The 12,682-nt window shown below is 67.6% G+C and carries 10 protein-coding genes; 5 read left to right on the plus strand and 5 right to left on the minus strand.

Annotation, left to right across the window (positions count from 1 at the left end; translation table 11 throughout):
• The first annotated feature begins 17 nt into the window (after nucleotides 1-17).
• The 4 genes from OZ671_RS24365 (at nucleotide 18) to OZ671_RS24380 (ending at nucleotide 5,681) form a co-directional block, all read left to right on the plus strand.
• Nucleotides 18-1,877 (plus strand): AMP-dependent synthetase/ligase, encoded by a 1,860-nt coding sequence (locus tag OZ671_RS24365; RefSeq protein ID WP_268863125.1) that lies wholly within the window; start codon nucleotides 18-20, stop codon nucleotides 1,875-1,877.
• Nucleotides 1,878-1,969: 92 nt separating this feature from the next.
• Nucleotides 1,970-3,154 (plus strand): ABC transporter substrate-binding protein, encoded by a 1,185-nt coding sequence (locus OZ671_RS24370; protein WP_268863126.1) that lies wholly within the window; start codon nucleotides 1,970-1,972, stop codon nucleotides 3,152-3,154.
• Between the two features lie 57 nt (nucleotides 3,155-3,211).
• Nucleotides 3,212-4,357, plus strand: a complete 1,146-nt coding sequence (locus OZ671_RS24375; protein WP_268863127.1) for an acyl-CoA dehydrogenase family protein — start codon at nucleotides 3,212-3,214, stop codon at nucleotides 4,355-4,357.
• Between the two features lie 133 nt (nucleotides 4,358-4,490).
• The gene (locus tag OZ671_RS24380; RefSeq protein ID WP_268863128.1) at nucleotides 4,491-5,681 is read left to right on the plus strand and encodes an ABC transporter substrate-binding protein; all 1,191 of its coding nucleotides are present in this window, start codon (nucleotides 4,491-4,493) and stop codon (nucleotides 5,679-5,681) included.
• A 115-nt stretch (nucleotides 5,682-5,796) separates the two neighbouring features.
• On the opposite strand, the gene OZ671_RS24385 is transcribed toward OZ671_RS24380, so the two are convergent.
• The gene (locus OZ671_RS24385) at nucleotides 5,797-7,650 is read right to left on the minus strand and encodes an extracellular solute-binding protein (protein WP_268863129.1); all 1,854 of its coding nucleotides are present in this window, start codon (nucleotides 7,648-7,650) and stop codon (nucleotides 5,797-5,799) included.
• Nucleotides 7,651-7,746: 96 nt separating this feature from the next.
• Nucleotides 7,747-8,208: an Lrp/AsnC family transcriptional regulator gene (locus OZ671_RS24390; RefSeq protein WP_038302179.1), complete on the minus strand. Its 462-nt coding sequence runs from the start codon at nucleotides 8,206-8,208 to the stop codon at nucleotides 7,747-7,749.
• A gap of 171 nt (nucleotides 8,209-8,379) precedes the next feature.
• Here OZ671_RS24390 and OZ671_RS24395 point away from each other — a divergent pair, with 171 nt between their 5' ends.
• Complete coding sequence (locus tag OZ671_RS24395; protein WP_268863130.1) at nucleotides 8,380-10,773, plus strand: transketolase-like TK C-terminal-containing protein; 2,394 nt, start codon at nucleotides 8,380-8,382, stop codon at nucleotides 10,771-10,773.
• 19 nt (nucleotides 10,774-10,792) lie between these two features.
• On the opposite strand, the gene OZ671_RS24400 is transcribed toward OZ671_RS24395, so the two are convergent.
• The 3 genes from OZ671_RS24400 to OZ671_RS24410 form a co-directional block, all read right to left on the minus strand.
• Nucleotides 10,793-11,488 (minus strand): ribonuclease T2, encoded by a 696-nt coding sequence (locus OZ671_RS24400; protein ID WP_268863131.1) that lies wholly within the window; start codon nucleotides 11,486-11,488, stop codon nucleotides 10,793-10,795.
• 140 nt (nucleotides 11,489-11,628) lie between these two features.
• Nucleotides 11,629-12,162 (minus strand): hypothetical protein, encoded by a 534-nt coding sequence (locus OZ671_RS24405; RefSeq protein WP_268863132.1) that lies wholly within the window; start codon nucleotides 12,160-12,162, stop codon nucleotides 11,629-11,631.
• A gap of 148 nt (nucleotides 12,163-12,310) precedes the next feature.
• Nucleotides 12,311-12,682 (minus strand): Smr/MutS family protein (locus tag OZ671_RS24410; protein WP_268863133.1); only part of this gene is annotated, 372 nt, incomplete at its 5' end.

Genomic DNA, 12,682 nt, shown 5'->3' on the forward strand with positions numbered 1-12,682 from the left:
ACAGGAGGCCGCCCGGCATGTTCGAGATCTGGCCATCCCAGGCGATCCGCCCGCCGAAGACGCCGGCGGGCAAGACCGTCGTCGAAGTCTTCACCGCGGCCGTTGCCATGCGCGGCGACAGGACGGCGCTCAGGCAGAAACATTTCGGCCTCTGGCAATCGACCAGCTGGGCCGACATGGGCAGGATCGTCCGCGAGATCGCGCTCGGCCTTGCGGCCCTCGGGCTTCAGCCCGGCGACGTCGCATCGATCCTCTCCAATACGCGGCGCGAATGGACCTTCGCCGACTATGCGATCCTCTGCGCCGGCGGCGTGTCGAACGGCATCTATCCCACCGACGCGGCCGAGCAGTGCGAATATCTCGTCAACGACTCGCACAGCCGCTTCGTCTTCGTCGAGGACGAGGAACAGCTCGACAAGATCCTGGAGATCCGCGCCCGCACGCCGCAGCTCGACAGGATCATCGTCTTCGACACCGAGGGCCTGTCGCGCTATTCCGACCCGCAGGTGATGAGCCTCGATCAGCTGCGCGCGCTCGGCCGCGACGAGGAGCGCGCGAAGCCCGGCCTCTGGCAGGAGCGGCTCGGATCGCGCAAGCCGGAGGATCTCGCCATCCTCGTCTACACGTCGGGCACGACGGGCAAGCCGAAAGGCGCGATGATCACCCACAGCAATATCATCGCGGCCATCTCGGTGATCACGACGGAGACGCTGAAGCAGAACGAGGACGACCAGCGCATGGCCTTTCTGCCGCTCTGCCATGTGGCCGAGCGCGTCGGCGGCCAGTTCATCGCACTCTATTCCGGCGCCACGCTGAACTTCGTGGAGAACCCGGAGACCGTGCCCGAGAATGTGCGCGAGATCCAGCCGACCATCTTTTTCGCGGTGCCGCGGATCTGGGAGAAGTTCTATTCGGCCGTGACGATCCGCCTGAAGGAGGCGACGCCGCTGCAGCGTCTCGTCTATCGCTGGGCGATCGCGCAGGGCACCAAGGCCGCCGATCTCCATATCGACGGCAAGCCCGTGCCGCTCGGGCTGCGCCTCAAGGTGCTCGCCGGCCGCTGGCTCGCGCTCAACAATGTCCGCAAGATGATCGGCATCCACCAATGCCGGTTCATGGCGACGGGCGCCGCGCCGATCTCGCCCGACCTGATCCGCTGGTATTTCGCGCTCGGCGTGCCGCTGCTCGAGCTCTGGGGCATGACGGAGACGACCGGCGTCGGCACCATCGTGCCGGTCGACCGGATCAGGCCGGGCATGATCGGCCGACCGGTCAGCACGGTGGAAATGAAGATTTCTCCGGACAGCGAGATCCTTATCCGCGGGCCGACCATCATAGCCGGCTATCTGAACCAGCCCGAAAAGACCAGCGAGGCTATCCGCGGCGGCTGGCTCCATACCGGCGATGTCGGCCTCGTCGACAACGAGGGCTTCTTCAAGATCACCGACCGGATGAAGGACATCATCATTACCGCCGGCGGCAAGAACATCACGCCGAGCGAGATCGAGAACGAGCTGAAATTCTCGCCCTATATCACCGATGCCGTCATCATCGGCGACCGCCGGCCCTACCTCACCGCCCTCGTCATGATCGACCAGGAGAATGTCGAGAAGTTCGCGCAGGACCGCGACATCCCCTTCTCCAACTATGCGAGCCTGTGCCGCGCGCCCGCGGTGATCGAGCTGATCGGCGCCGAGGTCGAGCGGGTCAACGCCAAGTTCGCCCGCGTCGAACAGGTCAAGACCTTCCGCCTGATCGACCAGCAGCTGACCGCCGAGGACGAGGAGCTGACCCCGACCATGAAGCTGAAGCGCGGCCTGGTGCAGAAGAAATATGCCGAGCTGATCGAGAGCATGTACCGCAGCGCCGCGGCCTGAAGCGGTGGCAGCCGGCCGGCCAGGCCCGACAAGGGCTGCCGGCCCAAGAAAGCCGCGGGACCAGCCGCGGGCATTCACGAGGAGACGCATCGATGAGACAGCACGTTCGAACGGCCCTGGCGCTCGCGCTCGGCCTCGCCGCCGGCCCGGCCCTCGCCCAGCAGACGCAAGGGGTGAGCGCCAGCCAGATCACGCTCGGCACGATCCAGGATCTGTCCGGCCCGGTCGCCGCCTACGGCAAGCAGGCCCGCAACGGCATGCAGATGTATTTCGACGAGCTCAATGCGCGCGGCGGCATCCACGGCCGGCGCGTCAGCCTCCTCGTCGAGGACAGCGCCTATGATCCGCGCAAGGCGCTGCTCGCCGCCCAGAAGCTGGTCAACAGCGACCGCATCTTCCTGATGATCGGCCATATCGGCACGGCCCAGAACATGGCGGCCATGCCCGTGCAGTTCGAGCGCAATGTGGCGAACTTCATGCCGCTCACGGCGGCGCGCGAGATGTACCTGCCCGCCCAGCCGCTGAAGATGGCCTATGTCACGGCCTATTACGACCAGGTGCGCACCATGCTGCCCGAGCTCGTCCGCGAGCGCGGCCTGAAGCGCGCCTGCGTCGTCTACCAGGACGACGAGTTCGGGCTTGAAGTGGTGCGCGGCGGCGAGGCCGCCCTGCAGACGCTGAACCAGACCTATGTCGAGCGCGCCTCGTTCAAGCGCGGCGCCACCGAATTCTCCTCGCAGGTGGCGCGCCTCAAGGCCGCCAACTGCGACCTCGTGGTGATGGGCACGATCATCCGCGAGACGGTGGGCGTGCTCGCGGAAGCCAAGAAGGTTGGGCTCGAAGCGGTCTTCGTCGGCACCGCCGCCGCCTACACCCACCTCATCCCTCAGCTCGGCGGCCGCGTCACCGAAGGCTTCTACGCGGTGATGACCACCGCCCACCCCTACCCCGACGATCCGAGCGCCGAGATTCGCGACTGGGCGCAGCGCTACAAGGCGCGTTTTGGCGAGGATCCGACCGTGTTCTCCGCCTTTGGCTGGCAGGTCAGCCACCTGTTCACCGAGGCGGCCATGAAGGCGGGGCCGAACCTGACGCCGCAGAGCTTCAACCAGGCGATGGAGACGACCCGCTACGGCACCGACATGTTCGGCAGCCAGGGCTGCGCGATCACGCCGCAGAACCGCCTCTGCAACAATGCCGCCCGCCTGTCGCAGATCCGCGACGGCCGCTGGGTGGTGGCACGCGACTGGGTTCATGGCGAGGCGCCGGCCCACTGAGCGCGGGATGCCGGCACCGGCGGCCCCGCCGGCGCCGGCCGGACGCGACATGGAAGGATGAAAAGCGTGGCGAGCCCCTTCTACACAGCCGAACACGACGCGTTTCGCGACGTCGTCAGGCGCTTCGTCGCCGAGGAGATTACGCCCTACGCCACGGCCTGGGACGAAGCGGAGGAGTTCCCGCGCGCGCTCTACGCCAAGGCGGCGGCCATCGGCCTCATCGGTCTCGGCTTCCCCGAAGAATATGGCGGGGTCGCCGCCGACCGCTTCATGTGGCTGGTGGCGGTGCAGGAGCTGGCGCGCGCCGGCTCCGGCGGCGTCAGCGCCAGCCTCATGAGCCATTCGATCGGCACGCCGCCGATCGCGCTCGCCGCCCGGCCGGAGCTCAAGGCAAGGGTGCTGCCCGAGATCCTCTCGGGCGACAAGATCTCGGCGCTGACGATCACCGAGCCGAGCGGCGGCTCCGACGTCGCCAACCTGAAGACCACGGCGCGCCGCGACGGCGCCGACTATGTGGTCAACGGCGAGAAGACCTTCATCACCTCGGGAATGCGCGCCGACTACTACACCGTTGCGGTGCGCACCGGCGGTGAGGGAGCCGGCGGCGTCAGCCTCATCCTGATCGAGCGTGACCGGCCGGGCTTTGCGCGCACGCCGCTGAAGAAGATGGGCTGGTGGGCCTCCGACACCGCGACGCTCTATTTCGACAATGTCCGCGTGCCTGCCGAGAACCTGATCGGCGAGGAGGGCCAGGGCTTCAAGATCGTCATGCGCAATTTCAACCATGAGCGCCTGACGCTGGCCGCCGGCTGCATCGCCTTCGCCGCGGTGTGCCTCGACGAGGCGACGGCCTATGCCCGCGAGCGGCAGACCTTCGGCAAGCCTTTGACCCAGCACCAGGTGATCCGTCACAAGCTGGTCGACATGGCCCAGCGCGTATCGGCGAGCCAGGCCTGGCTCGAAATGCTGACCTGGCGGCTGGAGCAGGGCGAGAACCCGGTCGCCGACATCTGCCTCTTGAAGAACCAGGCGACCCAGACCATGGCCTTCTGCGCCTCGGAGGCCGTTCAGATCTTCGGCGGCGCCGGCTTCATGCGCGGCGCCAAGGTCGAACGGATCTATCGCGAGGTGAAAGTCAATGCGATCGGCGGCGGCACCGAAGAGATCATGAAGGATCTCGCCGGCCGCCAGATGGGGCTTTAGGTCCGCGGGTGGCAGCTGCCCCTAGGACAGATGCAGGAATTCGACTAGCTTTTCCCGGACCATCGCATTCATGCCCGACATTCCCAGAACTGCACCGCGGGCGAACCGCGGGCGATCCAGATGGAGGACACCCATGACCATACGACTTCCCGCCGGCCTTGCCCTGGCGGCCTGCCTCGTCGCCGGCGGCGCCACGGCCCAGGCCCCGGGCCCCACGCAAGGGGTGAGCGCCAACCAGATCACGCTCGGCACCATCCAGGACCTTTCCGGGCCCCTGGCCGCCTACGGCAAGCAGACCCGCAACGGCCTGCAGATGTATTTCGACGAGCTCAATGCGCGCGGCGGCATCCACGGCCGGCGCGTCAACCTGATCGTCGAGGACAGCGCCTACGATCCGCGCAAGGCGCTGCTCGCGGCCCAGAAGCTGGTCAACAGCGACCGCATCTTCATGATGGTCGGCCATATCGGCACGGCCCAGAACATGGCGGCCATGCCCGTGCAGTTCGAGCGCAATGTGCCGAACTTCATGCCGGTGACGGCGGCGCGGGAAATGTACCTGCCGCCGCAGCCGCTGAAGATGGCCTTTGCCACCGCCTATTACGACCAGCTGCACACCATGCTGCCGGGCATCGTCCGGGAGCGCGGCCTGAAACGCGCCTGCGTCGTCTACCAGGACGACGAGTTCGGGCTTGAAGTGGTGCGTGGCGGCGAGGCCGCCCTGCAGACGCTGAACCAGACCTATGTCGAGCGCGCCTCGTTCAAGCGCGGCGCCACCGAATTCTCCTCGCAGGTGGCGCGCCTCAAGGCCGCCAACTGCGACCTCGTGGTGATGGGCACGATCATCCGCGAGACGGTGGGCGTGCTCGCGGAGGCGAAGAAGGTCGGCCTCGAAGCGGTGTTCGTCGGCACCAGCGCGGCCTATACCCATCTCATCCCTCAGCTCGGCGGAGCCGTGGCCGAAGGCTTCTACGCCATGATGACCACGGCTCATCCCTATCCCGACGACCCGAGCCCGCAGATCCGCGAATGGGCCCAGCGCTACAAGGCGCGCTTCGGCGAGGATCCGACCGTGTTCTCGGCCTATGGCTGGCAGATCGGCAACCTCTTCTACGAAGCCGCCATGAAGGCCGGCCAGAGCCTCACCGTCGAGAGCTTCCTGCGCGCGATCGAGCAACCCTACGGCACCGACATGTTCGACAGCCAGGGCTGCCGCATCACCGCGCAGAATCGGCTCTGCAACAATTCGGCGCGGCTTTCCCAGATCCGCAACGGCCGCTGGGTGATCATCGGCAACTGGGTGCACGGCGCGACGCCGACGCACTGACGGGCCATGACCATGTCGCCGCCGGCCCTGCCGGCGGCGATTCCTTTTGGATCAGCGCCCCTGCGCCCTGCAGCGAGCTTCGCGATCCTTCATGCGGCCGTCCCGGCGCGAAAGACTAACCGAGTTTGGCTGCCTTCGCCTGGTCGTACCACCAGGTGGCCGGCGCGCCGCGGCTGTAGCGCGGCTTGGTTTCGGGAAAGCCGAAAAGGTCCCAGAAGGCGATGGTGTGGCTGCCCTTGTACCAGTTGGGCACCCAGTAGCGGCCGGCGCGCAGCACACGGTCGATCGCCTTGCAGATCACGGTGAGCTCGGCCCGCGAACTGGCGACCAGAGCCTTCTCGATCAGCGCGTCGAGCACGGGGTCGGCGATGCCGGCCAGGTTGTTCGAGCCCGGCTCACGGCCGCTCGCCGAACCGAAGAACGAGCGCATGCCCTCGCCCGGCGTCAGCGAGAGCGAATAGCGGCGCACCGTCATGTCGAAATCATAGTCCTTCAGGCGCGACTGGTACTGCGCCGAATCGACCCGGCGGATGCCGGCCTCGATGCCGAGCCGCCTGAGATTGGCGACGAAAGGCTGGGTGTGCCGCTCCAGCGAGTTTTCGAAGTCGAGGAACTCGACGGTCAGCGGCTGGCCCTGCGGGTCGAGGAGCTTGTTGTCGCGCAGGGTGCAGCCGGCCTCGCGCAGCAGCGCGGTGGCGCGGCGGAGCAGGTTGCGGTCCTGGCCGGAGCCGTCCGAGGCCGGCGGCGAATAGGGTGTGCCGAACACCTCCTCGGCGACCTTGCCGCGGAACGGCTCGAGCAGGGCGAGCTCCTCGGGCGAGGGCGGACCGGACGCCATCAGGGGCGAGTTCTGGAAGAACGAATGGGTGCGCTTGTAGGCGTCGAACATGACGTTCTTGTTGGTCCATTCGAAATCGAAGGCGAGTCCCAGCGCCTCGCGCACGCGCCGGTCGGCGAATTTCGGCCGCCGCGTATTGATGAACCAGCCCTGGGCGCCCGACGGCGTCTCGTCGGGCAGCTCCTTGCGGACGACCCGGCCGTCGCGCACGGCGGGAAAATCGTATTGTGTCGCCCAGACGCGCGCGGTGAATTCCTCGCGGAACGTATAGGCCCGGCTCTTGAAGGCCTCGAAGGCGACGTCGCGGTCGCGGAAGAATTCGAGCCTGACGATATCGAAATTGTTCTGCCCGACCGAGACGGGAAGCTTTTCGCCCCACCAGTCCTTGACCCGCTCATATTCGATGAAGCGCCCGGGCTCGAACCGGCCGACCTTGTAGGCTGACGAACCGAGCGGCAGCTCCATGGTGGAGGCTTCGAAATCACGCGTGGCGTAATAGGCCTTCGACAGGATCGGCATGCCGGCGACCGTCAGCGGCAGGTCGCGGGCGCGGCCCTCGGCGAAGGTCACCTTCACCAGGCGCTCCTCCTCGGCCTCGGCGCCGGCGACGTCGCGCAGCAGCACGCGCAGGATCGGATGGCCCTTCTCCTTCAGCGTCGTCAGGCTCCAGGCGACGTCGGCTGCGGTGATCGGGCTGCCGTCGTGGAACCTGGCGATGTCGCGGAGCCGGAAGCGGTAGGTCAGGCCGTCCGCCGAGATGCGCACGCGCTCGGCGGCGAGGCCGTAGAGCGAATCGGGCTCGTCGCCGCCGCCGGCCATCAGGCTCGCATAGATGCCGTCGAGCTGCGGCGGCGCGTCGCCGCGCAGCACGAAGGTGTTCATCGTGTTGAAGGTGTTGGGGTTCTGGTTGAAGCCCCAGCTCGACGGGCTGTGAATGAAGGTGCCGCCTTTCGGCGCGCCCGGATTGACGAAGTCGAAATGCTTGAAGTCGGGCCCGTATTTCAGATCGCCGAAGGAGGAGATGCCGTGGGTCTCGCGCTCGGCCTGACCGGAGGCCCTGGGGCCCAGAAGGCCGGCGCCGGCGCCGGCCGCGGCGAGGGTCAGGACGGAGCGGCGGGAGGGTCGGAACATGGCGTCTCTTTCGAAGCTTGTGAGGTTCGACAAGGGCTAGATCACCCGAGCGCGGCGGCAAGGGGACGAGAATCGGGCGGCATGCCGCGGCCGAGCTTAGCCGATCGGCAGGACGTTGGTGTGCTTGACCTGGGTCAGGGCAAAGCTCGATTCGATCGAGGCGACGCCGTCGAGGCGCGTCAGCTTCTCCTTCAGGAAGCTCTCATAGGCCGGCAGGTCGGCGCAGACGACCCGCATCAGATAGTCGCGCTGGCCGGTCATCAGATAGCATTCCATCACTTCCGGCCAGCCGGCGACGGCGCTGGCGAACCGGTCGAGTTCCTCCTCGCGCTGGCGCTCGAGCTTGATCGAGATGAACACGCTCACCGGCAGGTCGACGGCCTGCTGGTCGATGGTGGCGACATAGCCGGTGATGACGCCGGCCGCCTCCAGCAGCCTGACGCGGCGCAGGCACGGCGTCGCCGACAGGCCGACCCGCTCGGCCAGCGCCTGGTTGGTGATCCGGCCGTCGCGCTGCAGTTCCTGCAGGATCCGGCGATCGAGATGGTCGAGCTGCATGTCTGGTCAATTCGGCTGCGGAAGACTGTCATCGTAGCGCTATCTGCTAATCGGGCCCGGGTCCATGGCCATTTTTGGCAGGCATGACGCCGCAGGCTTTGGCAAGATGGGACGATCCGCGCCGCCGCGCGCCAGACCCAACGACGCGCAACACGCGCCCCAGGACACGTCATGACCGACCGCCGTCTCGCCCCCTTGTCGGCCCTCGAGCAGAAGGTGCTGTGGCTCGCCTCCTGGACGATCCACAATGCCAATCACCTGCGCGCCAGCGCCGACGGGCTGAAGGTCGGCGGCCACCAGGCCTCTTCCGCCTCGCTCGCCACCATCATGACCGCGCTCTACTTCGCCGTGCTGCGGCCGGAGGACCGGGTGGCGGTCAAGCCGCATGCGAGCCCGAACTTCCACGCCATCCAATATCTGCTCGGCAACCAGAGCCGCGCCAAGCTCGAGACCTTCCGCGGCTACAAGGGAGCGCAGAGCTATCCCTCGCGCACCAAGGACGGCGACGACGTCGACTTCTCCACCGGCTCGGTCGGGCTCGGCGTCGCCCAGACTTTGTTCTCCTCGCTGGTCCAGGACTATGTGAAGGCCCATGGCTGGGCCAAGGACCAGCCCGAGGGCCGCATGGTGGCCCTGATCGGCGATGCCGAAATGGACGAAGGCAACATCTACGAGGCGCTGATCGAGGGCTGGAAGCACGGCCTGCGCAACACTTGGTGGGTGGTCGACTACAACAGGCAGAGCCTGGACGCGGTGATCCGCGAGGGCCTGTGGCAGCGCTTCGAGGCCATGTTCCGCAATTTCGGCTGGGACGTGGTGATCCTGAAATATGGCAAGCTCCTGGAAGCGGCCTTTGCCGAGCCTGGCGGTACCAGGCTTCGGGACTGGATCGATACCTGCCCGAACCAACTGTATTCGGCGCTCTGCTTCCAGGGCGGCGCCGCCTGGCGCAAGCGCCTCATCGACGATATCGGCGACCAGGGACCGGTGAGCCGGCTGATCGACAGCCGGTCGGACGAGGAACTCGCGCGGCTGATGACCAATCTCGGCGGCCACGATCTGGCGACGCTCGTGGAAGCCTTCGAGCAGATCGACCACGACCGGCCGGTCTGTTTCATCGCCTATACGATCAAGGGCTTCGGCCTGCCGCTTCAGGGCCACAAGGACAACCATGCCGGCCTGATGACGCCCGCCCAGATGGACAGCCTGCGCCAGGCGATGAAGATCCGTTCAGGCCATGAATGGGACCGGTTCGAAGGCCTGCCGGTCGCCGCCGACAAGCTCGAAGCCTTTCTCGCCAAGGTGCCTTTCGCGGCGCGCGGCGTGCGCCGCCATGCCGCGCCGAAGATCGCCGTGCCCGAGACGCTCGCCTGGCCCGCACAGGCCGCCATGTCGACCCAGCAGGGTTTCGGCCTCATCCTCAATGAGATCGCCCGGCTCGACACGCGCTTCGCCGACCGCATCGTCACCACCTCGCCGGACGTCACGGTGTCGACCAATCTCGGCGCCTTCGTCAACCGGCGCGGCCTGTTCGCGCGCGAGTCGCTCGCCGACACGTTCCGGCAGGAGCGCATCCCCTCGACGTTCAACTGGGACTTCTCGCCCAAGGGCCAGCATATCGAGCTCGGCATCGCCGAGATGAACCTGTTCATCATGCTCTCGGCGCTGGGCCTTAGCCATTCGATCCACGGCGAGCGGCTTCTGCCGATCGGCACGCTCTACGATCCCTTCATCCAGCGCGGCCTCGATGCCCTGAACTATGCCTGCTACCAGGATGCCCGCTTCATCCTGGCGGCAACCCCGTCGGGCGTGACGCTGGCGCCGGAGGGCGGCGCGCACCAGTCGATCGCCACCCCGCTGATCGGCATCGCGCAGGACGGCATCGCGGCCTTCGAGCCGGCCTTCGTCGACGAGCTCGCGACCATCATGCGGTTCGGCTTCGACTATATCCAGCGCGACGGCGGCGACGATCCCGACGAGAGCACCTGGCTGCGCGACGAGACCGGCGGCTCGATCTATCTCAGGCTGTCGACGCGCACCATCGATCAGCCGCAGCGCGCGATGACACCGGAGCTCGCGCGCGACATCGTCAACGGCGCCTATTGGATGCGCCGGCCCGGGCCCAACTGCCAGGTGGTCATCGCCTATACCGGCACCGTTGCGCCGGAGGCGATCGCCGCCGCCGGCCTCCTCAGCGAAACCCATCGCGATGTCGGCGTGCTCGCCATCACTTCGGCCGACCGGCTGAATGCCGGCTGGACCGCCGCCGAGCGGGCGCGCCAGCGCGGCATCCACACCGCCATGAGCCATATCGAACGGCTGATCGCGCCACTGTCGCGCGAATGCGGTTTCGTCACCGTCATCGACGGCCATCCCGCGACGCTCGCCTGGATCGGCTCGGTGCACGGCCACCGGCTCAAATCGCTCGGCGTCGAACATTTCGGCCAGACCGGCACGATCGGCGACCTCTACCGGCATTTCGGCATCGACACCAATGCCATCCTGCACGCCGCCCAGGCGGTTGTCGCCGGCCGGCCGGTGCGCTACCTCGCCGCGCTGCCCTGAGCGGCAGCGCCGGTCCGCCTCAGCTCCGTCCCGGGCGGACCGGCGGCATGGCCAGCCGCTCGCGCCGGCACGAGCGCCGTTCGGCCTCCTCGCAGGCGCTGAAATTCATGTCCCGGCCGATGCAGATGCGCACTTCGCGCAGGCGGTGGGCGTCGCACTGGACGCTGATCATGTCGCGCTGCAGGCCGGGATTGGCGCGCACGAAGGCATCCTCGACCTCGTCGGGCGAGACGGTGCGGATCTCGGAAATGGCTTCGAATTCCTGCGGAATGCGGATCTTGGCCCGCGCCTGGCGCACGGTCTCGAAATAGGCGCCCGGCGAGCGGGCGCCCGAGCAGGTGCCGTGCTTGGCCCATTGCTGACGCACGAGGCCCGGCGCCGGCATGATGTCGAGCATGCCGTTGACGATGCGCCGGTCGAGTTCGGGCGCCGGAACCTGGCAATATTCCGGGAAGCCACGGGTGAATTGCGGCCAGAGGCCGTGGACCACGAAGCTGAAGGGCCGGTCGCCGGCGCATTGCATGGAGCGGCTCGACCGCTCGCCCTGCGCCTCGCAGAAGGACGGCGACCAGGACAGGGCGAGGACGTAGAAATCGAACTCGCCCGGGGTCGCGCCGTGCCGGGCCTGGCCGAGAGCCGTACCGATGCCCGCCGAAGCGGCCAGCACACCCGCGAAGGCCAGGGCGCCGAGGCGCCTGAACACTGCAATCGACATGACCAACCTCCCGTTGAACTGCCGCAAGGGTAGGACAGCCGATGAGAACAAATAAAGAACGTATTTTATCGGATGCCGTCCGAAGGCGGCGCGGCGGCGGAGGAAGCGCCGCTCAGCCGTCCTTCCCGGGGCCGGCCGTTTCAGGGCCGCGCCATCCGGCAGTTCGGCGCGAAGCTCCAGCCGCGATCGAGGCCACGCACGCACCATTCGACGCCGAACGTGTAGCCGGTGATGCTCTGGTCTTCCATGATCGCGTAGTCGACCTGGCGCAGCCGGCCATCGGAGAGCTGGGCTCGCGCCGAGCAATAGACGCGCGGGATGTTGTTGCGCCCCCAGGGATTGTCGGCGACCCGGCGGATCCGGTCGTAGCTGACGATGGTCAGCGCCGAATTCCAGAACTGGCTTTCCTTCTCGGCAAAGCGATGGCTGACCACCTCGAGGGCGGCCGCGGAATCGCAGGGCGGCAGCACGCGCTGGAAATGCGGGTCGCGGAAGATGAGGCCGCCCGGAATGCCGTAACCGGTCCAGGCGCCCGGCGGCACCGCTTCGGTCGAGAGCGTCGAACCGCCGAGCCGGCGCGCCGGCTCGTAGCGCGCGAGATCGGAGGCCGGCGCCGGGCCGGCGAGCATGATGGTCAATCCGGCGACGGCGGCGGCGAAGCGGGCGGTCCGCATGGCATGGCACTCCGAATGAGGTGAGTGGACGATTCATCCGAAGGGCCGGGCCGGTCAAGGGCAGGCCGGCCACAGTGACGATCAAAAATCCCGAAGCGCCTCCCGAAGCTGCCATCCGCTTCGGCCGCCGCCCTGCGCGGCGGCCCGGTCAGGGCCGGCGGATGCGGATATAGAGGGCGCCGGCGCCGCCATGGCCGAGCGCCGCCTCCTCGAAGCCGATCACCAGCGGGCGCAATTCGGGCATGGTCAGCCAGAGCGGCACGACCCGGCGCAGCACGCCGCGCCCGGCATGCGGATCGGCCCGCCGGCCGCCGTCGCCCCAGGCCGGATCGTCGAAGGCGACCGCCTGTTTCGACGCGCCCTTGCCGGTGATGACGATGACCAGCCTGAGGCCGTCGGCCTGGGCGCGCCGCAGGAAGCCGACCAGCCTGTGATGGGCCGCCTCCTGGGTCAGGCCGTGCAGATCGAGCCGCGCCTCCGCCTGCATCCGGCCGCGCGAGAGCCGCTGGCGCAGCCGCTT

Origin of the sequence: Phreatobacter sp. AB_2022a (assembly GCF_026847585.1) — a bacterium.
GTDB lineage: Bacteria > Pseudomonadota > Alphaproteobacteria > Rhizobiales > Phreatobacteraceae > Phreatobacter.